Annotated in this window: 21 protein-coding genes and 2 pseudogenes; 10 read left to right on the top strand and 13 right to left on the bottom strand. The window is 57.2% G+C overall.

Annotated features, from left to right (window positions below):
- Positions 1-91 precede the first annotated feature (91 nt).
- Positions 92-651, top strand: a pseudogene (locus NTD85_RS01030) (DUF2252 family protein); the annotation flags it as partial.
- Between the two features lie 78 nt (positions 652-729).
- On the opposite strand, the gene mdtD reads toward NTD85_RS01030, so the two are convergent.
- From mdtD to NTD85_RS01005, 5 genes are read right to left on the bottom strand one after another with little or no spacing between them, the layout of a single operon-like run.
- Positions 730-2,127, bottom strand: a complete 1,398-nt coding sequence (gene mdtD / locus NTD85_RS01025; RefSeq protein WP_262141220.1) for a multidrug transporter subunit MdtD — start codon at positions 2,125-2,127, stop codon at positions 730-732.
- Between the two features lie 28 nt (positions 2,128-2,155).
- Positions 2,156-3,226 carry an alpha/beta hydrolase gene (locus NTD85_RS01020; RefSeq protein WP_262133891.1) on the bottom strand — a complete coding sequence of 357 codons (1,071 nt, stop codon included), beginning with the start codon at positions 3,224-3,226 and terminating at the stop codon, positions 2,156-2,158.
- Positions 3,227-3,265: 39 nt separating this feature from the next.
- Positions 3,266-4,687, bottom strand: coding sequence for an MFS transporter (locus NTD85_RS01015; RefSeq protein WP_262141219.1), 1,422 nt, complete (start codon positions 4,685-4,687; stop codon positions 3,266-3,268).
- Positions 4,688-4,727: 40 nt separating this feature from the next.
- Positions 4,728-5,039: a DUF4387 domain-containing protein gene (locus NTD85_RS01010; protein WP_249674067.1), complete on the bottom strand. Its 312-nt coding sequence runs from the start codon at positions 5,037-5,039 to the stop codon at positions 4,728-4,730.
- A gap of 3 nt (positions 5,040-5,042) precedes the next feature.
- Positions 5,043-6,407, bottom strand: coding sequence for a DUF1446 domain-containing protein (locus NTD85_RS01005; protein WP_262141218.1), 1,365 nt, complete (start codon positions 6,405-6,407; stop codon positions 5,043-5,045).
- Between the two features lie 123 nt (positions 6,408-6,530).
- Here NTD85_RS01005 and NTD85_RS01000 point away from each other — a divergent pair, with 123 nt between their 5' ends.
- The 5 genes from NTD85_RS01000 (at position 6,531) to NTD85_RS00980 (ending at position 14,809) form a co-directional block, all read left to right on the top strand.
- Positions 6,531-7,724 carry a citrate synthase gene (locus tag NTD85_RS01000; protein ID WP_262141217.1) on the top strand — a complete coding sequence of 398 codons (1,194 nt, stop codon included), beginning with the start codon at positions 6,531-6,533 and terminating at the stop codon, positions 7,722-7,724.
- A gap of 240 nt (positions 7,725-7,964) precedes the next feature.
- On the top strand, positions 7,965-9,863 hold the full coding sequence (locus NTD85_RS00995; RefSeq protein WP_262141216.1) for a DUF1302 domain-containing protein: 1,899 nt from the start codon (positions 7,965-7,967) through the stop codon (positions 9,861-9,863).
- A gap of 26 nt (positions 9,864-9,889) precedes the next feature.
- Positions 9,890-11,242 carry a DUF1329 domain-containing protein gene (locus tag NTD85_RS00990; protein ID WP_262141215.1) on the top strand — a complete coding sequence of 451 codons (1,353 nt, stop codon included), beginning with the start codon at positions 9,890-9,892 and terminating at the stop codon, positions 11,240-11,242.
- Positions 11,243-11,321: 79 nt separating this feature from the next.
- On the top strand, positions 11,322-12,443 hold the full coding sequence (locus NTD85_RS00985) for a WD40/YVTN/BNR-like repeat-containing protein (RefSeq protein ID WP_262141214.1): 1,122 nt from the start codon (positions 11,322-11,324) through the stop codon (positions 12,441-12,443).
- Positions 12,440-14,809, top strand: coding sequence for an efflux RND transporter permease subunit (locus NTD85_RS00980; RefSeq protein ID WP_262141213.1), 2,370 nt, complete (start codon positions 12,440-12,442; stop codon positions 14,807-14,809). Before NTD85_RS00985 ends, NTD85_RS00980 begins: the two co-directional genes overlap by 4 nt.
- A gap of 273 nt (positions 14,810-15,082) precedes the next feature.
- On the opposite strand, the gene NTD85_RS00975 is transcribed toward NTD85_RS00980, so the two are convergent.
- The gene (locus NTD85_RS00975) at positions 15,083-15,355 is read right to left on the bottom strand and encodes a hypothetical protein (protein WP_262141212.1); all 273 of its coding nucleotides are present in this window, start codon (positions 15,353-15,355) and stop codon (positions 15,083-15,085) included.
- Between the two features lie 398 nt (positions 15,356-15,753).
- On the opposite strand from NTD85_RS00975, the gene NTD85_RS00970 reads away from it, so the two are divergent.
- Together NTD85_RS00970 and NTD85_RS00965 are read left to right on the top strand one after the other, a co-directional pair.
- A complete protein-coding gene (locus NTD85_RS00970; protein WP_315975076.1) occupies positions 15,754-16,314 on the top strand; it encodes a hypothetical protein in 561 nt (186 codons plus the stop codon).
- A pseudogene (locus NTD85_RS00965) lies at positions 16,274-16,507 on the top strand (hypothetical protein); the annotation flags it as partial. The gene NTD85_RS00970 and the pseudogene NTD85_RS00965, both read left to right, overlap by 41 nt.
- Before the next feature lie 64 nt (positions 16,508-16,571).
- On the opposite strand, the gene NTD85_RS00960 reads toward NTD85_RS00965, so the two are convergent.
- The 5 genes from NTD85_RS00960 to NTD85_RS00940 form a co-directional block, all read right to left on the bottom strand.
- Positions 16,572-16,814, bottom strand: coding sequence for an AbrB/MazE/SpoVT family DNA-binding domain-containing protein (locus tag NTD85_RS00960; protein ID WP_262141211.1), 243 nt, complete (start codon positions 16,812-16,814; stop codon positions 16,572-16,574).
- A gap of 62 nt (positions 16,815-16,876) precedes the next feature.
- A complete protein-coding gene (locus NTD85_RS00955; RefSeq protein WP_223527276.1) occupies positions 16,877-17,158 on the bottom strand; it encodes a hypothetical protein in 282 nt (93 codons plus the stop codon).
- Between the two features lie 272 nt (positions 17,159-17,430).
- Positions 17,431-17,760, bottom strand: a complete 330-nt coding sequence (locus tag NTD85_RS00950) for a hypothetical protein (protein ID WP_262141210.1) — start codon at positions 17,758-17,760, stop codon at positions 17,431-17,433.
- Positions 17,761-17,846: 86 nt separating this feature from the next.
- On the bottom strand, positions 17,847-18,464 hold the full coding sequence (locus NTD85_RS00945) for a 3'-5' exonuclease (protein WP_262141209.1): 618 nt from the start codon (positions 18,462-18,464) through the stop codon (positions 17,847-17,849).
- Positions 18,461-19,138 (bottom strand): histidine phosphatase family protein, encoded by a 678-nt coding sequence (locus tag NTD85_RS00940; protein WP_262141208.1) that lies wholly within the window; start codon positions 19,136-19,138, stop codon positions 18,461-18,463. The genes NTD85_RS00945 and NTD85_RS00940 overlap by 4 nt, the downstream gene beginning before the upstream one ends.
- 452 nt (positions 19,139-19,590) lie before the next feature.
- On the opposite strand from NTD85_RS00940, the gene NTD85_RS00935 reads away from it, so the two are divergent.
- Positions 19,591-19,812 carry a hypothetical protein gene (locus NTD85_RS00935; RefSeq protein ID WP_262141207.1) on the top strand — a complete coding sequence of 74 codons (222 nt, stop codon included), beginning with the start codon at positions 19,591-19,593 and terminating at the stop codon, positions 19,810-19,812.
- Between the two features lie 264 nt (positions 19,813-20,076).
- On the opposite strand, the gene NTD85_RS00930 is transcribed toward NTD85_RS00935, so the two are convergent.
- Together NTD85_RS00930 and NTD85_RS00925 are read right to left on the bottom strand one after the other, a co-directional pair.
- Positions 20,077-20,592, bottom strand: coding sequence for a cupin domain-containing protein (locus tag NTD85_RS00930; RefSeq protein WP_262141206.1), 516 nt, complete (start codon positions 20,590-20,592; stop codon positions 20,077-20,079).
- Between the two features lie 177 nt (positions 20,593-20,769).
- Positions 20,770-21,678, bottom strand: coding sequence for a helix-turn-helix domain-containing protein (locus tag NTD85_RS00925; RefSeq protein ID WP_262141205.1), 909 nt, complete (start codon positions 21,676-21,678; stop codon positions 20,770-20,772).
- Between the two features lie 161 nt (positions 21,679-21,839).
- Between NTD85_RS00925 and NTD85_RS00920 the strand changes: the two genes are divergently transcribed.
- On the top strand, positions 21,840-23,198 hold the full coding sequence (locus NTD85_RS00920) for a glutamine synthetase family protein (RefSeq protein ID WP_103519798.1): 1,359 nt from the start codon (positions 21,840-21,842) through the stop codon (positions 23,196-23,198).
- Positions 23,199-23,307 lie beyond the last annotated feature (109 nt).

The raw sequence follows: 23,307 nt of genomic DNA, 5'->3' as shown, positions 1-23,307 counted from the left end.
GCACGAGATTTGGCGGATACGTTTCTGTAACATTTTGAAACATTCGGCACGGGGGCGAGGTCAACAGGTTTAACCTATCAAAGAATTGCCCATGAAAATCCCTCGACCTTCCGCACGCCTAGAACACCTTTCTCAGCTCAGAAATCTGAAGATGGCCAGATCTGCACATGCCTATGTTCGAGGCCGCACGGTGCAGTTTTATGAGTGGCTGCATTCGCAGTCTGGGCGTCGTCTACCTAGCGGGCCACCTGTTTGGATTTGCGGGGACTGCCACCCAGGAAACCTTGGCCCAACGGGTGATCTGAAGGGCCAGATTGATATCCATATTCGTGATCTTGATCAGACCAGGAGTATTGCCTGCTTGATATCAAGGAGGCGGTCAGTGCCGCTGCTCCTCGCGCAGCAAGAGCAGCGATGCCGAGGGATAACGGTAAGCGTGTAGTTGAAGGTGCGCGCTCACTGTCTCCAGGTCTTAGTAATCGAATGCTGGCAACACGTGTACTCGATCATGGATTCTTCATTCGCGAGCTGCTCCCCCAGGACATGAAGCTCGAATTGGATCAGCTAAGCCAACGTGATGCGATGCTCGCTGCCGGGTATCTGGCGAGAGTGGTGGGCATCGCTCATGCAAGGCAGATGGACATGGCTAGCGGAGATCATCATTTCAACTGTTTCGATCTGTCGAAGTTGCTTCATCTGTCGATAGGAGCGAAACCCTCCAGCGAATGTTTAGCTGTTTCCCATTACCGGGTTGGTCTTCAATCGCCAGAATATCCCTGTCGAAAACAGTGTTAGAGCGCCCATGAAAGCGAATGTAGCGCGAAACGCCATGCCTATCACTTCAGGCTGCCCCGCAAACCAGTGGCTGAAAAACACTAGCAGTCCCCCTGCACATGACACGCCCATGCCCATGGATAACATTTGCACCATGGTCAGCGCGCTGTTGCCACTGCTGGTCTGATGGGTGCCAAGATCCTTGAGCGTCAGCGTGCTCATGGCGGTGAGTTGCAGGGAATTCAGCGCGCCGAAAATGCACAGCGCCAACACTTGCAACGCGACACCCCGTGGCTCGTGCCCGATCGCGAAGCTGCTGATGGTCAAGCCGATGAGCAAAGTGTTGGTGACCAGAAAGCACCGGTATCCCATGCGCGTCACCAGCCGGTTGGTCAACGACTTCACGGCGATGCCGGTCAATGCGACGGGGAGCATCAGTAACCCGGCGTTGAGCGGAGAGTAGCCTTGCGCGACTTGCAGGAACAGTGGCAGCAAAAACGGCGTCGACGAGCAGCCTAAGCGTGCGACGAAATTGCCGACCAAGCCAATGCGCAAACTGTCGACAGTTAATAAGTTCAGCGGGTACAGCGGCGATTGATGGCGACGAGCATGTTGCCAATAGCCCGCAAGGGCAGCCAGACCGACTAAAGCCAGCGTCGATGCCACGCGCCAGTCAAAACCGAAACTGGCAATGCCATCCAGTGCGAGGGTGAGGCAAAACATACCCGCGCCCAGCAAGCCGTAGCCAACGAAATCGAAACGCCCGAGCCCGGCCAACGGTTGCCCGGGCATGTATTTCCAGGCGCCGAGTACGCCAAGAAATCCCACCGGTACGTTGATCAGAAAAATCCACTGCCAGCTGGCGAACTGTACCATCCAGCCGCCCAGTGCCGGGCCGATCAAAGGGCCGATGAGGCTGGGAATAGTGACAAAGCTGATCGCCGGCAACAGGCGGCTGCCGGTAAACATACGGATCACCGCCAGCCGGCCGACCGGCAACATCAGCGCACTGCCCATGCCCTGGAGGACGCGAGCAATCAGCAATTGATCAAGCGATTGCGCTAGCCCGCAGCACAGCGAACCCACGGTGAACAAAGCAATCGCCGTGATGTAAGTGCGCCGTGTGCCGAAACGATCCGCCAGCCAACCCGAGGCCGGAATCAGCAAGGCCATGGTCATCACGTAGGCGACGATGACCGACTGCATGCTCAGCGGACTTTCACCGAGGTTTAGCGCCATCGCCGGCAGCGCGGTAGTGACGATCGTGGCATCGAGGGTGAGCATGAAAAGGCCGCCCGCCACCAACCACAACAACGAACGGCTGATTTGCGGTGTTACTTCTGTGGTCAACATCCACGAGGTTCCTGTGAGGCAACACGGCTCAAATATCAGCGATCCAGAGGTTCAGGCGCTCGGCAATTTCCGCGCTGTTATGCTCCAGCATCAGCATGTGACCGTTGCCGGTGATGCCAAACTCTTCGAGCTGCCAGTGAGTCACCGGCACGCCGGCCTGTTGCAGATACGCGGCAGTCGCGTGGTCGTAAAGCGCATGGAAAGACGCTTCGCCAGTGACGATCAGAAACGGGATGGCTTGCAGATTGATCAATTGCCGCGCCGGTTCCTGCTGCAACCAGCCGGGCAGCCGATCGGCTCGAGTGGCTGGGCTGCGAACCACCGCCAATTGCTGGTCTGCGAGCAATGGCGGCGCGTAGGTCAACTCAATGTCGGCAATGCCCCAGCGACGGCGCTGTGTGTCGTCCAGCGTCTGGCTTTCGCCTTTCTGCGCCTGCTGCATCGACATGTTCACCACCGGCGGGCCTTGTGGCTCGATGGACACCACGGCTTTCACCAAGGACGGGCGGACATCCGCCAGCAGCCAGCCATAAGGCCCCGACTGCGAGTGGGTGATCAGAATCGCTTCACCGATTTTATCCAGCAACGCCGCCCCGGCGTTCTGGAACAATTGCTGACTTTTTGCGCTATCGGCAATGTAAGGCACATGCGTGGCGTAAAAAGCATCGAACACTGGATCGCCTTTGCGACCGGTGCCGGGCCACTGCGTGTGCTTCTTCGCTTGCGGCCATTCACCTTGAGTGGTGGCGGTGAAGTAGCGCTCGACAACCACCACCGGGGCAACACTCAACTCACCGTCCAGTTGCGCGTGCCAAGGCGAGCGGCCGCGCGCTGGCTGATCAACCAGATAAACCTCATAGCCGAGATCGACGAAGATCCGCGCCCAGCCCGGGCGACCGTCCGGGGTTTTCAGCCAGTTGGTCGCGGTTTGCGCGGTGCCATGCACGAACATCAGCGGATAGCGGCGCGTCACCGTGGCGGGCCTGAGTACCTCGACATACATCTGCCCGCTCATGACTTCTTTGCCGGGCGGGCCTATGTATTCACCGCCGATGTAGAAAAAGTCGTGGGCAATGGTTTCAGTCTTGTTGTTATTCATCATTCACATCCAAACAACGGGTGAAAAAACACACGGGTTTCAGTCGTTGATCTGTTCGAGTGTCTGGTCACGGGTGAGCGGCCCTAACAATGCCACCGACAGGGCACAGATGACCATGCACCCAGCCACCGCAATCAGCGCGGACTGCACGCCGAAGTGGCCCATGGCGAAGGCAATCATGAAACCGCTGAGACTGCCACCGAGGCGGCCGGTGGAATAGACAAAACCTACCGCCATCGCGCGAATCCGCGTCGGATACAGTTCCGACTGATAAGCGTGATAGCCGACCGAAAGAATCGTTGTGCCCATGGTCAACAGACCGCCGCAGGCAATGATCAGCAGCGGCACACGGAACTCGGCAAACGACAGGCCCGCGACGGCGATCAGCATGGCACCAAAAACGATCTGCCATTTGCGCTCGATGCGATCCGCAAAGAACAGCGCCAGAATCGGCCCGAGCGGTGCGCTGCATCCCATCACCACCGTATACGCCAGGCTTTTGCTAACCGTCACACCCTGTTCGATGAGAAATGTTGGTGCCCAATTCAGGAAGCCATAAATGCCCATGGCCTGGAACACGTGAAAGAGCACCAGCATGATCGTGCGCGTGCGGTAACGCGGGCTCCATAGTTCGCGGAAACTGCTTTTGTGTACCACCTGCACCTTGGTCGTCGGGATCGCCGCAGGCAGCGGCCGGCCGGTTTCCTGCTCAACCGCACGCTCCATGCGGCTGACTTCGGCATCGGCTTCTTGCAAACGACCTTTGTCTGCCAGCCAGCGCGCGCTTTCTGGCAGCTTGCGACGCAGCACCCACACCAGCAACGAACCGACTGCGCCAATGGCGATCACCCAACGCCAGCCATCAATGCCCAGCGGTTCATGCGGCACAAACAGGTAGGCGGTGATGCCGCAGGCTGGAACGGCCAGATAGGACATGATCCGGTTGATGGCAAATGCGCGTCCGCGCAAGGTCGGCGGCACCAGTTCACTCAGGTAAGCGTCGATGGCAATCACCTCGACTCCGAGGCCAATCGCGGTCATCAGGCGCCAGAAGTTCAAGCCCAGCGGGCCGGTCTGGCAAGCCATGATCAGCGAACACAAGGCATAGCCGATCAGGGCGTAAGTGAACACCGCACGACGGCCAAACTTGTCGGCGATCATGCCGAACCCCAGCGTGCCGATGAACAGCCCGATAAAGGTTGCGGCAATGTAAGCCGCCGCGCCGTTGAGGGCAAAGAAGCTGTCGGTGGTGCTCAACAGCACGCCACTGCGTACCATCCCGGGGATGACGAACGAGGTGGAAAACATCTCGAAGGTTTCAAAGAAACCACCGAGCGCCAACAGCGTGACGAAACGCCAGAGGCTTTTGCTGGCCGGCAACCGGTCAAGGCGCGCAGCGATCATTTCACCACTCAGCGCACTGGGCGTGGCGGTCGCGACAGAACCTAAAGCAGCACTCATTTTTTTATCCTTATTATCGTGTGAGTCTGGCTAAACCGACTTACTCCGGAACGGCGATGGACAACAGCGGCACGTACTGTTGGCCGCCGTAGCAGTCGCTGTCGGCGAGTTCGCCTTGATACACCGGGCGCGGGAACGACGCTTTGATCGCGCGCGCAGCATCGTGATAGACCAGCACGATGTCTTCTTCTTTCTGCTGATAAAGCTCCGCCAGCAGGGCGCGAGTGATTGGCTGCGTACGCCGTACCCGGGCGTAGTTGTCTTCGTTGGTGAACATCAGGTCGAAGGTCAATACAAACGGGCCGGCGTTCTTCGAACGCACCAGGCTGCAGAGTTGCGAAACAGTGGTCATGGGTCAAACCTCCAAGAGCTTGGTGCGGAACATTTCCAGCGGATTGTCGGGGAGCAGCACGTGGTTGACGCTGAAGCGATAGACCTGGCCGCGCTCCATTTCCGGTGGCGAGAACGGGTAAGCGATGGTGCTGATCAAGCCTTCGTAGCCCGGCACCGGCAGGTGTGCGCTAACGTGGGCGACGAAACTGGCGATCTTGCTGGCGTATTCCTGGGTCGGCGCAGTCACGGTGATCAGTACGCCGATTTCGTTGGGCGAGGGCGCCTTCTCGACTTCCAGCGGGCCCATCACCACGCCCATGCCATACAGGCGGAAATTGATGTCGTAGTCGCCCGGCTGCAAGCGGCCGCCGAACAGATCGGCGATGCGCGCGTTGAAGTATTGCTGGGCTTTGGGCAGCAGTTTATCCAGCGCCATAAACACGTTGGGATCGCGAATCCCGCCGACCACCACGGTCTGAAAACCGTTGGGCTGCGCGCCTTCCAGTTTGATCGTATAGACATCCGCCGGGTGAAATGCCGAACCACTGACTTTCACCGTGCGATCGCTGAGCGCCGTATAGACGGCGGCTTCGGTGTCGACGACGCCGGACGGCTCAGTCAGCAGGTATGGGTTGGCGTTCTCATAAAGGGTGTGCGCCGCGACCGATAGTGGAGTGACTTTAGCTTCAAGATCCAGCGGCTCGATTTCGAAATGATCGTCGCGGATATAGGCGATCAAGCCATCGGCTGCCGGGTTGACGCAGCACGCCGCGCCGCACTCGATGGTCTTGGCGGCGTGCCAGGTCAGCCCACGGTCGGCGCCCATGCGCTCCGGCACCACGGCGTACAACGCCGAATCACTGGCGCGACCGGCGAGAATGACTTGCGCGCCTTGATCGAGTGCTGCGCTCAACGGTTCGGTGCCCATCATGCCGACGATGTGGCTGCTATCGATAACGGCGGCGTCCAGTATTGGCGCAGGGTTGAGCGGTTTGATCCGGCCTTGTTCAAGGCGCTGGTGCAAATAGGCAGCGGGCTGGTCGGCGTAGATCAGGCCGAGTTTGAAATGCAGGCCTTCTTCGTCAGCAATTTCCAGGGCGATGTCAGCCATCCAGTCGACGCCGCTGTCGCGTCCGCTGGTGCCGCAGGAACCGATGATCAAAGGGATTTGCAGTTTGTCTCGGCCCAGTAACAGCAGACGCAAATCACGTTTGCAGGCGTCGCGTGAGAGTTTGGCGCGGCCACTGCCCAGGGCTGAAGGGCCGGAATCCGTGGAGCCGGCATCGCAGGCGATGACATGAGGGGCCAGGGCGAGGCCCCGTTCCAGAGAAGTTGCCTTGAAGCCGGCGCCGATTACGCCGGTAGGTGCCAGAACGCGTATTTCCACAATGCTCCCCTTTACGCCTACATATATAGATCAATATATGTACTTTATTTTTGTTGGGGCGAAGATATAGTGCAGTCTGCACGCTGTAAATCTGTACAAAATTCATCAACCCGAGAGCCTGAAATGGAAACTCCTGAAGACGGTTTATACCTGTCCGCCGACGAGGCTGCGGCGATTCTTGGCATCAGCCTGGCGACGCTGTACGCCTACGTCAGTCGCAAAAACATTCGTTCATTGAAGGTTGATGGTTCACGCAGTCGCCGATATTGGGCAGCGGATATTCAGCGTTTGGCCAAGCCGAAAAACGATGTGATCACCACGGTGACCGAGCCTCCGCGCGTCGCTGCTTCAAGTGCGATCACGCTGTTGACCGACAAAGGTTTGTACTACCGGGGCCAAGATGTCGCGCAATTGGCGGAGACTGCCAGCGTTGAAGAAGTGGCCGAACTGATGTGGCAATCGCCGGGAGCGTTCGGTGACACGTTGCCCAAGCGCCCGAAAGCTGCAACCCCGTTGCTGAAGGCGTACGCGGAGATGCACCCGGTCGAAAAAGCCATTGCCTTGTTCCCATTGATCGAGCGGGAAAACCCCAAGGCTTACGACCTGTCGCCCGAAGGCTATGCCCGCACCGGTGTCGACGTTGTGCGTTGGCTGGCGGCGCTGATGGTCGGCGCCGAAGGGCCCAGTACGCAACCGTTGCCGACGTTTATCGTGAACGCGTTGGGGGTCGACAGCGCGTTCGAAGACCTGGTACGCCAGGTGGTCATTCTGTCGATGGATCACGAACTCGACCCGTCGACCTACACCGTGCGCGCAGCCGCCAATACCGGCGTTACACCGTACTACGCGGCGATCATCGGGCTGGCCGCTTCGCGTGGGCGGCGACTTGCCTACAGTCGCGGTGAAACCGTTGGTCGTCTGCTGGAAGAAATCTGTACAGCGCACAATCCTCAGGATCCGGTGTTGCAGCGTTACCGGGAAGGGGAGGCGATCCCCGGTTTTGGCTCGAACATGCACGGTGTCGCCGACCCTAGGGCGCAAAGCCTGTGGCTGACGCTGCAAGATTTGTTCGCCGGCGATATTGAGTTTCAACGCTTGCTGAAAGCCGCGCAGATCGCCCAGGAATTGCTTCAGCAACCACCGGATTTCATCCTGCTACTCAGCTTCGTCGGGCGCAAACTCAAGCTCGAAGGGCGCGAGTTGGCGTTGCCGGGAATCGGCCGGGTAATCGGCTGGCTGGCCCATGCCAGCGAGCAATATCACCACCAAACGCTGATCCGCCCCCGCGCTAAATACACCGGCATCCTGCCGGACTAATCCTCCCCAGCCCGCCACGTGCGGGCTTTGCACTCCTATTGAGTCACGGTCGCCATCGCCGCTTCGCACAGCCCTGAGCATTGACAAAATTCGTACAGATTTACACTGATTACTTGATTGATTAGGCTCGCCGTCGTCAAGTTTAAATCAATGTATTTTGTATTCGTCAATGTTTAAGCCTGAGTGACGATCACGAAATGCCGCACCACAACTCAAAACAAAAATAATAGGAGCTGCTGCATGTCACCACGCACGCGTCTGTCATTTACTGACTCCCCTTGGCTCGGCACCACATTGCTGGCCTTGACCCCGTTAGCCTGCGCCATTTCGTTCAGCGTCCACGCCGACGATTTCGAATTCGGTGACATCACCGGTCGCTACAACGGCAACATCACCGCCGGCGCGATCTGGAGTACACAAAGCCCGACGACCTCGGCGATCAACCAGGGCAGCGCCAACAGCATCGGTTATGGCCATGCCGGCCAGTTCAGCAACGGCGGCGGGCGCACGTCGGACGACAGTCGCCTGAACTTCCACAAACCTGGCGAAGTGGTTTCTTCGCCGGTGACCTTGCTGGCGGAAACCGAGCTCAAATGGCAGAACTACGGATTATTCCTGCGCGGCAAGGCTTGGTACGACTACACCCTTAATCACAAGGAAGTCGACTACGGCAGCTCCGCCAACGGTTACCAGCCCAATCACACGCTCAACGACGATCACTACGATAAGCTTGCCAAGTTCCAGGGCGTCGAGTTGCTGGATGCCTATGTGTACGGCAACTACGACATTGACGGCCGTCCGCTCAATGTCCGCCTCGGTAATCAAGTGGTGAACTGGGGTGAAGGCCTGTTCTTCCAGAACGGTATCAATGCCGTCAACCCGATCGACGTCGCGGCCCTGCGCCGTCCGGGTTCGCAACTGAAGGAAGGCTTGCTTCCGGTGCCGATGCTGTACGGCAACTTCGGTTTGACCGACAGCCTGAGCGTGGAGTCCTTCTATCAGTTGGAGTGGCGCAAAACCGTGCTCGAAGGCTGCGGCACATTCTTTTCGACCAATGACTACATTCCTGACGGTTGCTACGGCGTGCCACGCGCCGGCGCCAACGATCGCGAATCCTTCGCCAATGGCCAGATCATCCAGCGCGGTCCAGATAAAGAGCCGCGAGACATGGGCCAGTTCGGTGCGGCCTTACGCTATTTCTCAGACACGCTTGATACTGAATTCGGCGTGTACGCGATGAACATTCACTCGCGCACGCCGTATTCCAACTCGGTGATCGGCACGCGTTCGATTGCCTCCGGGCCTTATCCGGGTTGGGTCAGCCCGACCAGCAGCCCTGAGCTGGCGGCAGGCAACGGTGCTTACGACGTCAGCTATCCGGAAGATGTGCGTATTTTCGGCCTGAGCTTTTCCACCACGTTGTTGAGTACGTCGGTGTTCGGCGAAGTGAGCTATCGCCCCAACCAACCGGTGCAGTTGGCTAGTGCTGACCTGATCGCCGGGTTCGCCGCATTGCCGCCGGATCTGGGCCGGGCACTGGGTATCACCCTCGCGGACCAGGCCTATCAAAACTACGCGCCGGGCACGGTGGTCAACGGTTATGAACGCCTGAAAGTCACCCAGATGTCGATTGGCGCGGTCAAGTCGTTCCAGAACGTGTTGGGTGCCAACGCATTGAACCTGGTCGGCGAGTTCGGCATGAAGTACATGAACAACCTGCCGAGCCTGGACGAAGCGCGCTTCAACCGCACCGACCAGTATGGCTCCGACCTGTCCAACGGCAGTGCGCTGGGTTGCGCACTGGGAACACGATCCAATCCTCAATACGCCAAGCTCGGCTGCTCGAAAGACGGCTACACCACAAAGTTTTCTTCGGGGTATCGCCTGCGCGCACAGCTGACCTACAACTCGCTGCTGGCCGGCGTCAACGTCTCGCCTTACGTGGCCTTTGGTCAGGATTTGCAGGGTTATTCGTACGACAGCAACTTCATTGAAGGGCGCATCGCCGGATCAGTGGGCGTCAAGGCTGATTACCTGCAGAAATACTCCGCTGACCTTTCGTGGTCTGGCAGTGGAAGCTCGCCGTGGGCGTCAACCGACAAAGACTTCGTCGCGCTCAGCGTGAGCATGGGTTTCTAACCAGCATTCGGACAACGAGGCATCCAATGACAACAACAAAAATGATTTGCCTGACGGCTATGGGCAGCATGCTCTCCGTCCTCAGCGCCATGGCGCTGGCTCAAGCAAGTGCCGCCGATGTGGCACGCCTGGGCCAGGATCTGACACCGTTCGGTGCGCAGATGTCCGGTAATGCCAGCGGAACAATTCCGGCCTGGACCGGTGGTCTGACCCAGGCGCCACCAGGTTATGTCGCCGGTAAAAGTTATGGTGACCCGTACGCCAATGACAAGCCGCTGTACACGATCACTGCCGCCAACATGGGCCAATACGCCAATCAGTTGAGCGCTGGCTATAAGGCCATGCTGCAGAAGTTTCCCGACTACAAGATGAACGTTTACCCGACCCATCGATCAGTCGCGTTGCCGGCCAGTGAGTATGCGCAAATCAAGCAGGAGGCCGGCAAGGTCGTCCTCAATGACAGCGGCTCGGGCATGGCCAACTACGAGAAAACCAGCGTGCCGTTCCCGATTCCGACCAAGCCGCAGGAGTTGCTCTACAACCACTTGGCGCGCTATCGCCAAGGAGGCTACCAATATTTTCCGACGGAAATGGTGGTCAAACCGGGCGGCAACTACACCGTGATCCATCGCGACGCAACACTCGCCATGGCCTCGGCGCTGGGCAATCCGGAACCGAATCGGCTGTATTACTACCTGCTCAAAGTGACCGGGCCGGACAGCGTTGCCGGCCAACAAACGCTGCTGCACGAGCCGATGGATCAGGTCAAGGAACCGCGTCTGGCCTGGCAGTACAACCCGGGGCAACGCCGCGTCATGCGCGCGCCCGAGTTGGGTTACGACAGTTTTGACGGTTTGTCCGATGGGCTGCGCACCTATGACATGTACGACATGTACAGCGGCGCTTCCGATCGCTACGAATGGAAGCTGGCAGGCAAGAAAGAAATGCTCGTTGCCTACAACACCTACAAGCTCGCCGACCGCGCGTTGCAGTACAGCGACATCGTCAAGCCAGAGCATCTCAATCAGGATCTGATCCGCTATGAAACCCACCGCGTGTGGGTGGTGGAAGGGACGTTGAAGCCAGGTGCGCGCCACATCTATGGCAAGCGCACGCTGTACATCGACGAAGACAGCTGGGCGATTCTGGCCACTGACTTGTTCGATGGTCGCGGTGAATTGTGGCGCATGCAGGAAGCGCATTCGTTGCAGCGTTTCGATGTTCTGTCGAGCATCGCCATCAGCGACGTGGCTTACGACCTGCAATCGCGCAGCTACGTGGTCAACGGCCTGGCCAACCAGGAACGTGCCGAGCGTTTCGGCGTACACACGACCTTGCAGGACTTCAGCCCGGCGGCCCTGCGCCGTGCCGGTAACTGATAGCTGACGAGTGAATAAGCGTGGTCGTGCAAACGGCCACGTCGAGTGTTGCGCCCTTTATTCCAGAGACAACTTCGCGATGAAAAGTTTGATTTCGCCGCCGGCACTGGGCTTGGCGTTCTTGTTGAGCGCAAGTCTGGTCGTTGCGGCCCCGGATCGTCTGCAACGCCCGTCGCCGATGTCGGATGCGGCCAGTCGCTCGGCGCTGACGTCGATTCAGACATTGCCCGACCGCCAGGTGATGGTCGGTGACGGCGGCCATATTCTGTTGCTCGGCGCGGATGGCCGGGTCGAACAAGCCCAAGTGCCCGTGGATTTGTTGCTGACGGCCGTGCATTTCGTCGACGGCCAAAACGGCTGGGCGGTGGGGCATGACGGGGTGATTCTGCACAGCGCTGACGGCGGCGAGACCTGGCAAAAGCAGCTCGACGGCAACGAGATCAACGCGCTGCTCAATGAGTCTGCCGAAGGTGAAGTGAAGCGACTGCGTGAAGAAAAAGCCGCGCATCCGGATGACAGCACGCTAGGCCTCTCGCTGGAAAATGCGCAGTTCGCGGTCGACGACGCCAAGGCGGCGACTGCCGGCGGCGCGTCGCGGCCCTTGCTCGACGTGTGGTTTCGCGATGCCAATCAAGGTTGGGCGGTGGGTTCTTACGGAGTGTTGTTGTCGACGGTCGATGCTGGCCGTCGTTGGCAATATCAGTCTCGCGTGGACAACCCGGATCGCTTGCACCTGAATGCGATTCTCGGTCTGGCCGATGGCACCTTGTTGATCGCGGGTGAGGGCGGGCGCGTGTATCGCTCGGCGGACAACGGTGCGCACTGGCAAACACCGATCACGCTTGGGCCTGCATCTATCTACAAACTGTTGGCGTTGAAAAACGGCAACGTATTGGCCATGGGGTTTGGCGGCGTGCTGTTTACCAGCCACGACACCGGCGCCACTTGGCAAGCACTGGTCAACCCAGTCAAAGCCGCGCTGTATGGCGGGCAGCAACTTGTGGACGGCAGTGTTTTGCTGGCCGGGCAGGGTGGCATGGTGTTGTACAGCGACGACGGCGAACACTTCAAAGTCTGGCGTTCGCCCAGCCGCTTGCCGTTACTTGGCGTGGGGCAGATGTCCGCCTCGCAAGTCGCGCTGATCGGCAGCGCAGGTCTTAAAGTCCAATCCTTGGCAGAGCTCAAGGAGCACCTGCAATGAACGCCAATCTGAATGTCGATGTGCATCACGCAGGCCTCGCTGCGCGTTTGGTCGGGCATCTTGAACATGCATTGTTCGGCTACCGCAAAACGGTACTCGTTGTGTTTGCTCTGGTGTCGTTGTTGCTCGGATTCGCCGCGCTGTCGTTGCGCCCGGATGCCAGTTTCAGCCGGATGATTCCGATGCATCATCCTTTTGTAGCCAACTACCTGAAATTCGAAGATGTACTGCGCCCGCAAAGTAACGTGTTGCGCGTCGTAGTGGAAAATCCGCAGGGCGATATCGTCAATAAGGCGTTCCTTGAAACCCTGCGCGAAATCAATGATGCGATCTTCTACGTGCCTGGCGTCGATCGCGGCAACCTCAAGTCACTGTGGACGCCAAATGCGTTGTGGGCCGAAGTCACCAACGAGGGCATCCGTGCCGGGCGGGTGATTCCAGATGATTACGACGGCGGGCCGCAGGCACTCGCGCAAGTCAGGCAAAACATTGTTAGGGCCAACATGCTCGGTAGCTTTGTCGGCAACGACTTCAAGTCGGTGGTGATCCGCGTACCGCTGCTGGAGAACGACCCGCAAACCGGCAAGCCATTGGACTACGGCGTACTCGCACAGAATCTGGAGCAGCAGGTACGCGAGCGCTTCGACGCCCAGGGCGTGCATATCCGGGTCATCGGTTTCGCGCAGATCATTGGTGATCTGTTGGCAGCGTTCGGCGATATTGCGCTGTTCTTCGCCATCACCGTCGGGCTCATCACTCTGTTGCTGTACGCCTATTGCCGCTGCTGGCGAAGCACCGCTGTCACTGTGTTGACCTGTCTGCTGACGGTGCTTTGCCAGCTTGGCCTGCTCAGCCTGTTTGGACTCGGCCTCGACCCGTATTCGATTCTGGTGCCTTTTCTGGTGTTCGCCATCGGTATCAGCCACGCCGTGCAGAACATCAATCTGATGGTGGTGGAAGTGGATAAGGGCGTGACCTCGTTGCAGGCTTCACGCCGCACTTTCAGAGCGTTGTTCCTGCCGGGTTCGACGGCGTTGTTGGCGGACGTCGTGGGCTTCATTACCTTGATGGTGGTCGACATCGGCGTGATCCAACAATTGGCGATCACCGCGAGCATCGGCGTATTTGTCGCGCTGTTTACCAAGATGTTCCTGCTGCCGGTGTTGATGTCGTACGTCGGTGTCAGCCCGGCCGGGTTGCGCAAACAACAACGGCGGATGAACTACACTTGGCCGCTGTTCACCCGACTGTCGCGCGTGTGCGAACCACGCTTCGCCTGGCCACTGATTCTCGCCTGCCTAGTGTTGCTCGGTTACGGCTACCACGCGCGTCAGACCTTGCAGGTCGGCGACCTCGACAAGGGCGCGCCGGAGTTTCGCGCGCAAGCGCGCTACAATCTCGACAACGCTTATCTGCTCGATCACTACACCACCAGCACTGACGTGTACGTGGTGATTTTCAAAACCCCGCAAGAACAATGCGCACGGTTCGCCGCCGCCGATCTGGCCAACCGCTTTGCTCGCACCATGCGCCAAGTGCCGGGAGTGGAATCGGTGCAATCGCTGTACGACGCGATGCGTTTCAAGATCATGGCGACCAACGAAGGCAACCCGAAATGGGCCGAACTGTCGCGTGATCCCTACGTGATGAACACCGCGCGCTCCGGTGCCGCCAGCGAGTTCATCAACAGCGATTGTAGTGCCGCACCGATCAGCCTGTACCTCGCCGATCACAAGGCAAAAACCCTGACCGGCGTGGTCAACGCCGTCAACGCTTTCGCCGCCGAGAACAACACCGGTGAGCTGAAACTGTTACAAGCCGCTGGCAGCGCAGGCATCGAGGCTGCTACCAACATCGTCATCGAGCGCGCGGAAACGCTGATGCTGATCTTGGTGTTCATCATTATTACTGCGGTCGTGTGGTGGGAATTCCGCTCGCTGAAAGTGGCGTTTGCGTTGATGGCGCCGCTGTATCTGTCGACAGTCCTGTGCGAAGCGGTGATGGCGAAAATGGGGCTGGGGGTAAAGATCGCAACGCTGCCGGTGATCGCGCTGGGCGTGGGGATTGGTGTGGATTACGGGATTTATCTGTATAGCAAGATTGAAAGGTTTCTGCGTCAGGGGCTGGCGCCGCAGGAGGCTTTTCTGGAGTCGCTGAAAACGACTGGTACTTCGATTGTATTCACCGCGCTGACGCTGGCGGCGGGTGTCGCAACGTGGATGTTCTCGGCGCTTAAGTTTCAGGCGGACATGGGCATGCTGCTGATGCTGCTGTTTATCTGGAACATGATAGGGACGTTGGTGCTGACGCCAGCGTTGGCTTCGGTGTTGGTTTTCGGCAAGGCTGGGAAAAGGGGGAATGGATAAGCGGGGGTGATACGTTGGGAAGTAGGTCGTTTATAAAAATTTGAAACGCTAAAATCCTGGGCTATGAGCCGCTGCTGGGCGGTTTAGAAGCATGCATTTTTTGAAACGGTACTCGGTTGCTATCGGCCCAAGGGCGGACATTCGTAAATGCGCGTGGGCGGCATCGACATTTGAAAGAGTCAAACCTTTCGTGCCCAGCTTCCGAACATCATATCGCCGATGTAGAGGCCTGATGAGGCTGAACGCTCCTGATCCAGACGCTCTTGCAGCGTTTTAATTTCGACTTCTTCTGCACTGCCCCCCTAATGTGATGATTCGCGGCAAGCAGGCTTGAGCAACGTTACCAAGACCGTAAGGAGTATCAGATGTTTGTATCAGGCATTCTGCCCGCACGCTTTCAACGGTCAAGCCTGCTTGGGTAAAAATGCCGTGCAGATTAAAGCTGATGTGTAGATCGGCCCCTTCACGAGCAATCATTTCTTGAACCCAAGATTGCGCTCTTTTATGCAAAGGAGAAACTTCTGGCATTAGGGTCGCTGGCAGCATCAGTACCTCCATCAGAAAAATCTAATTTAGCCGGGCCCTGCTGGCCCGAAGTATCGACTATTGGAACAGTGGCTCGGCACGGCACCTGCTGTTGTACCGCCTTAGCGTGGGAGTGCTCATGTCTTGGGTTTTACGAATGTCGTTCATCACAAAAGACCATAAGGTGTGTGCTTCGGTAGATCTCGATTGAGTCGGTGAAGTTCGAAGGAAAAGACGATCAGTAAAAAGGTGTTTGGATAGTGTGTATGCATCGTTTTGGCAGCCCGATTGGCCTGACGTAAGGACGTATCGCCGATGGACTCTGCCGCAACGTCTGCGGTCAATATGGATATAAGGTATTTAATTCTTCAGCAGTCATCCACGCGCGACAGACCTTCGTGTTCACTCTGGATACGATCATGAACACAACACATATTTTCCCGTTAAAACATGTTCGTCATCATCCCCCTCTAGTGAGCGAAAGCCCGCAGGATGCCGCTCGAGCGGACTGGCTCTACAACGCAGCGGAAGAACTTCTGCGCGGCAACAGCGTGTCGTTCCAACGTCGCATGCATACTCAGCAAGGTGTGACTGCTGAAGAGTTCGTCCTGGCAGTGGATGAGTACGTGAACAACCGTCTTGCCGATGACGAGGTACATACCTCGGCGCTGGGCTGGCTGATCATCACCCTCGAGCGAGGACATGCCGACAAGACTGCTACAGCAGAACTGCTGGGCAATTGTGATCACCCGTTGGGCAAGCTTGGCGAGATTGCCGAGGCGCTGCTTGAACCCATCGCGGATGACGCTCTGCTAGGTGACTTGTTAGGCTGTAGAGCTAAAGCTACTACGCCTATCGCACCTTCGGGCTTAAGCCCGCCTCGACGCGTCGTGCGACAATCGAAGCCACGTAGGATTTTGCTGATGCGGAGTGTTAGAAATGGTAATTACCTTCACCCTGAATTACGAACTGACGTCTGACGAGAGCGATATGGACACGCTTGTGGAACGCTTGGCGGAAGAAGGCTGTGATGATGCGTTGGTCGGAGTCGGACAGCCAGGTCGCCTGGCGTTGGAGTTTGTCCGTGAAGCACCTACTGCACACGACGCAATTGAGGGCGCCATAGAAGACGTGCGCCGAGCCATACCTAACGCTCGCTTGATCGAGGCAGCTCTCGCTCCATAATCGGCTGCGCGAAGCCTTCTGTGAGTGGATCAGACAACGCATTGCAGCTGTCTCATTTCTCCTGGGCGTTACCAAGCCGTCCGCTATCCCAAGCTTCAGTGAACTCGTCTATTCGATCCGCAATCTGAGGCGTTTTTGATAGGACAAGGCAGCGCGTGTTGCCGACAAATTCTTCTATCAGGTACACAGCGTCGCCGACATCCAGTTCGAGCTCCTGCAGCGCTTCGTCCGGAATCCGAATCGCACCGTCACCATCCCATTCTTCGATCATGATTTTCATCGGTGGCTTTTTCACATTTGATCTCCGTTGCTATGGGCCGGCAAGCCGTTCCCGCCTGTAGATTCGCAGCGGCACGTTTACAGATCCGGATAATCATCAAGCTTAAGACTAGGAGCGCCTCCGTCCTCCTGTTCGCGCTTAGGCGTATGTATCACTCCAGCTTCGGCGTCTGCACGCATCTGCTCGAGCTCTTTGTGAAATGCCTTGTCCTGAACCGTGGGTTTGCTGGTGTACGGTTTTCGGTCAGGTACAGGCTGTGCTGCATAAGTCGTTACCGCGTCTGGATCGTGCTGCAGCTTTTCTTGAACTTGCGATTCCAGCATTGCACGGAGCGCGTCTTTGTCCGGACGGTTCAGCAATTTTTTACTCCTATTCGAAAGCCAGGCACTAGTTATTCGATTGGTACACTGAGCAGCTAGTGAGGGCAGGGCCGTTTATATTTGTGGTTGCATCGCAGGTTGGCGGTTACCCGGATTGCAGGTTGATAATCCTGGTAAGCCTATCAAGGCGTGGAGGCAATCGTCTCTGATGAAAATGATGTCATAGCTCCAGTGTTGGATGCAGATTTCGAGATGACCGAAGTAGCCAAACATTCACCTGCCGTTTTGGTTGCATGCTCAGAGCTCAGAGCTCAGAGCTCAGCGAGCAGTCGCTCAAGCTTTTCTCGCTCCCAGACGCTCAATAGCTCGACAGGATCGGCGCCGTCGCGCTGCCAGAGTTCAAGCGTGCCGAATCGGCCATCAGGCGACCTGCAGTACTCGCAGTAGTCCAGGGTGTCACAGTCATTGAAGAGGGTGAGTGCCCAGCCATCAATCTCCACGGGCATGAGGCCGTGATAGATCTGATTCCATGATTGGATGGAGCCTCGCGTCATGATGCGTTTGCCGAGCGCGATGTCCGTCAGTACCTCGCAAACCACGCGGGCGGAGAGAGGGGAGGTTGTGTTCAAGTTATTTTGCATCCGAGGCTTGTCTTGCCCTAGCTGAGCTGCGGGGTGACATAAATGGAGAAGTCGCTTCTTCGGGCCAATGGGCCCGGCTCACCAAATCAGCCGAGCATCTCCTTAATGATGGATGCAACGTTCTTGGCATCGTCGATCCCTCGATGATAGGTACCCTGCCAAACCAATCCCATCGACTCCACCGTTTGCTTAAGTCCTTTGGGGCGGTTGTCGTATAAACCAACATGCCATTTCCTGGCATTGAAATGTTGCAGGCCCGCAAGCAGGGAAGGGCACCCAGCTAAACCAGCATCGCGGTCAAGCTGTCTTGCATCATAGTCACCCCAAGATGCCCATCCCGCGTTTGGATACTGCGCAGCAAACGTCCGTAGCTCGTCGCCAACCTCTTGATAGGTTAGGGCTCCATCCACGTCCGCCTGTGCGATTGACGTCAGCCTCTTACAGAATTCAGTAAGAGTTGGGTTGATCTGAGGCCGAACGAAACGCTGGAACTCATCGACGATTTCAAGCGTTTCAAGGTCGATCACCACCAGGCCAATCTCAATCGTTTCCATCTGATCGGGGACGACTACAAGGGGCCTTGGTGATTCGGACTCATCCACCTCATCACAGGTCGCCTCAAGGTCAACGCAATATAGGTAGCGGTATGGCGCAATGAGGTTTTGGACTGCTTGGAGGTGAAAGAACTTTGCTTGGATGCTCATGGCATGTGAGACCTTGCTTGTAGCTTGTTGAGTGTAACCGTCCCATCTATGTCGATTGAATCACTCACTGCCCACGACGAATCGCCTTGAGCACGGGTCACGACATACCCACAACCATTACGAACGTGATTATCGATCTCGTACCTGCGCCACTCGATCATCGCTTGGGCATCAACCTGAAGTGGCTTGCGCTCGATGAGCCAAGCTACCGCATTGAGAAATTGTCCGTGCGAAAAGACTAGGATGTCTTGCGCCGGGTGCGTGGCGAGGTCATCTAGGAACGAGCGTGCGCGGCCAACAAACTCCAGAAACGACTCAGCACCTTCTCCATCAATGTAGGACGGATCTGCGTTCGCCCAATACTGGTCGACCCATGCCTTCCGTTGTCCTACGGTGGTGTTCACACACCTAGTGGGATCTAGGTAGGTGAATTCCTCGATGGGCCATGTCTCAAATGGAACATCAGGGAATACGGAGATGGTCGCATCTGCGGTCGCTCGAGCCCGAGAGAAAGGGGAGGCAATGATTAACTCAGGTGTACGGCCGACGGATTGCGCCACTCGTTTAGCTTGTTCGATGCCCTTTTCGGTGAGCGGGATATTTGCATGATCAAGGGTCGCTGCCCCGGCATTGGCCGCGCTTTCTCCATGACGCACTAGCCTGACATTCTTCATTGACTTACCTGTCGTTTCGCCGACGCACGACGCCATTAGCGTTGCTAGGGATGTGGCCGGAGTTATTGGGGCGTGATGGGTCTGAAAGCTCGATCAAAGTGAGCTCCATTATCGCCCGCATCTAGAGCAAGCGGGTAATAAAGCAAGGAAGGGAGCTGGTCGGCATATGACATCGTGGCTTCCTCCGTGGAAGAAGGATGCGTCGCGATCGCTGGGCCTTACTTGGGGGCGTCGTCCCTTCGGGCTTTGTGCCCGCCTATTACTGGTGATCCAAATGGCCCGCTAGATTCCGACTGTCATACGCGCAAAATTATTGAGAATTATGGCAGGGAAATAATTATGGCTGGCCAATAATTTAAATAATTCACAGTCGTTTGCTTGGCGTGCCTTACCTTGCGCCGCTAAGGTTAGGGCCTACGTAGTTAATGGTCTACTCGCAGGGATGCTCACACATGGTTGAACAAGAGCCGCGCCCGGATTATGCCGGTAAAGCCACTGTCTACTTAGACCAGAATGTCCTCGATCTGCTGGTGAAAGAAAAGGATCCGGCGTTCTTTTCTCGGCTGATGAGCGATTATCAGGTGGTTTATTCTGATGAGACCAATCCATGCCTGCCGATCAGTGTCCGGATATCGTTAAAAAAAGTGAGCTTTGGCACAGGAGAAGTGGGCTGAACGCCTTTATTCACAAGGCCTCCAGAGCGACGATCGCTCATTTTGTCCTCGTTTCGCAACGGTCACAGTGCTGGGGTGATTGTTGGAGCGGAGACGGGCGTTGGTGCAGGAGGCGCATAAGGTAATAAATGATTTAACATAATATACATTACACGTAACAAGATGTTTCAGGATTAACCCGGTTGCACGCCAGATTTCAATCCAGCGTCTTTTCCCTGAAACCTTACTTTTCACAACCACGGCCTTGCCGGAAACTGGCGACCCTCAATCAGCATCCCGCGTCAGCTTTTCAATCAGCGTGCGATGCTGTGGAAATCGCGCAATCAATTTCCGTCGATCAGCCATCTCCATGTCCGCAAAATCAAATCCAGGCGACACGGCTTCGCTGATTAATCCAAATCCGTGCTCACCCTCAAGCAATCGCGAAGCTTTCCAGATTCCACCAGGCACGTGCATTTGCAAATGCTGGCCTGCCAGAACGTCGCTACCCATCACCAGCGTTCGTAACTCACCGTCACTGAGGATCATGCTGTACTCGACAGGATCGCCCAGATGATAGAAATGCAGGATGTCCGATTGGTTGAAATGAAATTGGCCCACTGGCGAATCTTCAGTCAGCAAGTAATAGATCGAGGTCATCAGGTAACGTGGGCCACCGGCGGTTTGCAGCATGGCGCGCTGATCTGCTTGAAAAGTCCTGCGAAAATAGCCGCCTTCGACATGAGGCTGCACATCCAGCGCCGCAATCACATCCTCGACGCTTGTTTTCCCTCGATTCATGGCCCACTCCATTGATTTAAGGACAGATGCGACGATAGCTCTACTAAACGGCTATTTAGTGGAGTTAACAGCAGATCGGCGGATTTCGACGGAATTACCCTTCTTTTTAGCGCCTATTTATTCAAGAAGGCATTTCAGAAATCTACCGTTGCCAAATCCGCTATTTAACTAACATCTTCAGGCGCTGCTCTTACGTTTCAACGTCTCGCTCGGCAGCTCTTTGAACAGCGCCCGATAACTGCTGGAAAACCGCCCCAGATGCCAGAACGACCAGTGCATCGCCACTTCGGCAACCGTGGTGTCTGTGGGCGCACGCTTGAGTAATTCGCGATGTGCGCTGTTCAACCGGCGCAGGCGCAACCAATGGCTTGGCGTCATGCCGGTGAAGTCTTTGAACGCATGCTGCAATTGGCGCAGCGAGACGCCCGCGACCTGCGCCAGTTCCAGCAGATTGACCGTTTCTTCCGGTGAATCGGCGGCCCACTCCCCTACTCGCTTCATGATCGTCCGCTCCTCGCTGCGGCGCTGCAAACCGCCACGATCCAGGTGCACGCGAGCGTTGTCGAGGATGAACAGGCAGTCTTCCAGTAACTGTTGAGTCAGGGCCTCTTTACTTGGCTGATCAAGGCTTTGCGATAACTTCGTGAGCGTCGAGCTTAACCAGCGACTGAACAAGGCGTTCTGTCCGCAGTTAAGCGGTGCCATGAACAATCCCTCGAGCCTCGCCACATCCAGACCGTGCTGGCGGACGAATTCCGGGCCGAACACCACAGCGATTTCCTGGTAGTTCTCCGGGGTAATCCAAATGTTGCGGCTGTCTTCATTGAGCAGATACAGCGCGTTGTCGCTGCGATCGAAACAGAACGCCAAGGCACCCGATGGCGCGCTGAACGTCTGCTCGACACGGGTGTTCATCTGCTCTTCGTAAACCTGCACGCCCTGCAGATCCAGATAGCGAATCTGCCCGGCGAAATGCCCTGGCGACATCTGCTGGTAATGCTGGACCCAACCCGGCGTGGCGCGGATCTGTTCGGTGACATCAGCGGTATTGAAAGCCTGAACCTGTAGCGGATTACACGTTGTCATGGGAGACCTTGCGCACTCTTTTGGTGCGCTTTGGTGCTGCTTAAAGTGGATAGATGGAACTGCAAGGCTCGCCCAAGATAGTCGTCAACGCGCCACAGGGGAAGGGGCGGAAGATGAAACCCGCCCTCCCCGGCGTCTATAAAACCAATAACGAGGTCTTTATGAATGCCCCTTTCGATCAGCTGTTCACTTGGCTGAAAGATCACAAGATTACCGAAGTTGAATGTGTGGTCAGCGACCTGACCGGCATCGCCCGCGGCAAGATCGCACCGACCAACAAGTTCCTGCATGAACGAGGCATGCGCCTGCCGGAAAGTGTGCTGCTGCAAACGGTAACCGGGGATTTTGTCGACGACGACATCTACTACGACCTGCTCGACCCGGCCGACATCGACATGGTCTGCAAACCGGTGAGCGACGCCGTGTATGTGATTCCATGGGCGATCGAGCCGACCGCCATCGTCATCCACGACACCTTCGACAAGTTCGGCAACCCGATCGAACTGTCGCCGCGCAACGTGCTGAAAAAGGTTCTGCAGCTTTACACCGACAAGGGCTGGAAGCCGATCGTTGCGCCGGAAATGGAGTTCTACCTCACCCAGCGCTGCGAAGACCCGGACCTGCCGCTCAAGGCGCCACTGGGCCGTTCGGGCCGTGCCGAAAGCGGTCGGCAGTCGTTCTCCATCGATGCTGCCAACGAATTCGATCCGCTGTTCGAAGACGTCTACGACTGGTGCGAGTTGCAAGGTCTGGATCTGGATACGCTGATCCACGAAGACGGCCCGGCGCAGATGGAAATCAACTTCCGTCACGGCGATGCGCTAGATCTGGCCGACCAGATCACCGTGTTCAAACGCACCCTGCGCGAAGCGGCGCTCAAACATAACGTCACCGCAACGTTCATGGCCAAGCCGATTGGCGACGAGCCTGGCAGCGCGATGCACCTGCATCAGAGCGTGGTCGACATCGAGACCGGCAAGCCGATCTTCGCCGATGCCGACGGCAAGATGAGCGAGCTGTTCCGCCATCACATCGGCGGGTTGCAGAAGTACATCCCGAAAGTGCTGCCGATGTTTGCGCCCAACGTGAACTCGTTCCGCCGCTTCCTGCCGGACACCTCGGCACCGGTCAACGTCGAGTGGGGCGAAGAGAACCGCACTGTCGGCCTCCGTGTGCCGACCTCCGGCCCTGAATCCATGCGCGTGGAAAACCGCCTGCCGGGCGCCGACGCCAACCCGTATCTGGCGATCGCCGCGAGCCTGCTGTGTGGCTACATCGGCATGATCGAAGGCATCGAGCCAAGTGCCGCCGTTGAAGGCCGTGCCTACGAACGCCGCAACCTGCGCCTGCCGATCACCATCGAAGACGCGCTGACACAAATGGAAGAGTGCACAACCGTTGCCGAGTACCTGGGCAGCAAGTTCGTGCGCGGCTACGTCGCGGTGAAACGCGCCGAGCATGAAAACTTCAAGCGCGTGATCAGTTCGTGGGAGCGCGAGTTTCTGCTGCTGAGCGTCTGATCCATCTCACAAAGCCCCTTCACCTCTGTGGGATGGGCTTTTGTGGGAGGGGGCTTGCTCCCGAAAGCGGTCTGTCAGTCACAGAAATGTTGAATGTGCCGGCCTCTTC

This window comes from Pseudomonas sp. 13B_3.2_Bac1 (assembly GCF_025466205.1).
Taxonomy (GTDB): Bacteria; Pseudomonadota; Gammaproteobacteria; order Pseudomonadales; family Pseudomonadaceae; genus Aquipseudomonas; species Aquipseudomonas fluorescens_H.
This window is presented reverse-complemented; position numbering and strand designations above follow the sequence as displayed.

What these genes read in the sequence shown, in the direction of transcription:
- NTD85_RS00980 (WP_262141213.1), top strand. Translation starts at nt 12,440, where the DNA reads ATGAACGCCAATCTGAATGTCGATGTGCATCACGCAGGCCTCGCTGCG.
- NTD85_RS00945 (WP_262141209.1), bottom strand. Translation starts at nt 18,464, where the DNA reads ATGAGCATCCAAGCAAAGTTCTTTCACCTCCAAGCAGTCCAAAACCTC.
- NTD85_RS00970 (WP_315975076.1), top strand. Translation starts at nt 15,754, where the DNA reads ATGAACACAACACATATTTTCCCGTTAAAACATGTTCGTCATCATCCC.
- NTD85_RS00920 (WP_103519798.1), top strand. Translation starts at nt 21,840, where the DNA reads ATGAATGCCCCTTTCGATCAGCTGTTCACTTGGCTGAAAGATCACAAG.
- NTD85_RS00995 (WP_262141216.1), top strand. Translation starts at nt 7,965, where the DNA reads ATGTCACCACGCACGCGTCTGTCATTTACTGACTCCCCTTGGCTCGGC.
- NTD85_RS00925 (WP_262141205.1), bottom strand. Translation starts at nt 21,678, where the DNA reads ATGACAACGTGTAATCCGCTACAGGTTCAGGCTTTCAATACCGCTGAT.
- mdtD (WP_262141220.1), bottom strand. Translation starts at nt 2,127, where the DNA reads ATGTTGACCACAGAAGTAACACCGCAAATCAGCCGTTCGTTGTTGTGG.
- NTD85_RS00990 (WP_262141215.1), top strand. Translation starts at nt 9,890, where the DNA reads ATGACAACAACAAAAATGATTTGCCTGACGGCTATGGGCAGCATGCTC.
- NTD85_RS00940 (WP_262141208.1), bottom strand. Translation starts at nt 19,138, where the DNA reads ATGAAGAATGTCAGGCTAGTGCGTCATGGAGAAAGCGCGGCCAATGCC.
- NTD85_RS00935 (WP_262141207.1), top strand. Translation starts at nt 19,591, where the DNA reads ATGGTTGAACAAGAGCCGCGCCCGGATTATGCCGGTAAAGCCACTGTC.
- NTD85_RS01000 (WP_262141217.1), top strand. Translation starts at nt 6,531, where the DNA reads ATGGAAACTCCTGAAGACGGTTTATACCTGTCCGCCGACGAGGCTGCG.
- NTD85_RS01015 (WP_262141219.1), bottom strand. Translation starts at nt 4,687, where the DNA reads ATGAGTGCTGCTTTAGGTTCTGTCGCGACCGCCACGCCCAGTGCGCTG.
- NTD85_RS00950 (WP_262141210.1), bottom strand. Translation starts at nt 17,760, where the DNA reads ATGCAAAATAACTTGAACACAACCTCCCCTCTCTCCGCCCGCGTGGTT.
- NTD85_RS01010 (WP_249674067.1), bottom strand. Translation starts at nt 5,039, where the DNA reads ATGACCACTGTTTCGCAACTCTGCAGCCTGGTGCGTTCGAAGAACGCC.
- NTD85_RS00985 (WP_262141214.1), top strand. Translation starts at nt 11,322, where the DNA reads ATGAAAAGTTTGATTTCGCCGCCGGCACTGGGCTTGGCGTTCTTGTTG.
- NTD85_RS00975 (WP_262141212.1), bottom strand. Translation starts at nt 15,355, where the DNA reads ATGCTGCCAGCGACCCTAATGCCAGAAGTTTCTCCTTTGCATAAAAGA.
- NTD85_RS00930 (WP_262141206.1), bottom strand. Translation starts at nt 20,592, where the DNA reads ATGAATCGAGGGAAAACAAGCGTCGAGGATGTGATTGCGGCGCTGGAT.
- NTD85_RS01020 (WP_262133891.1), bottom strand. Translation starts at nt 3,226, where the DNA reads ATGAATAACAACAAGACTGAAACCATTGCCCACGACTTTTTCTACATC.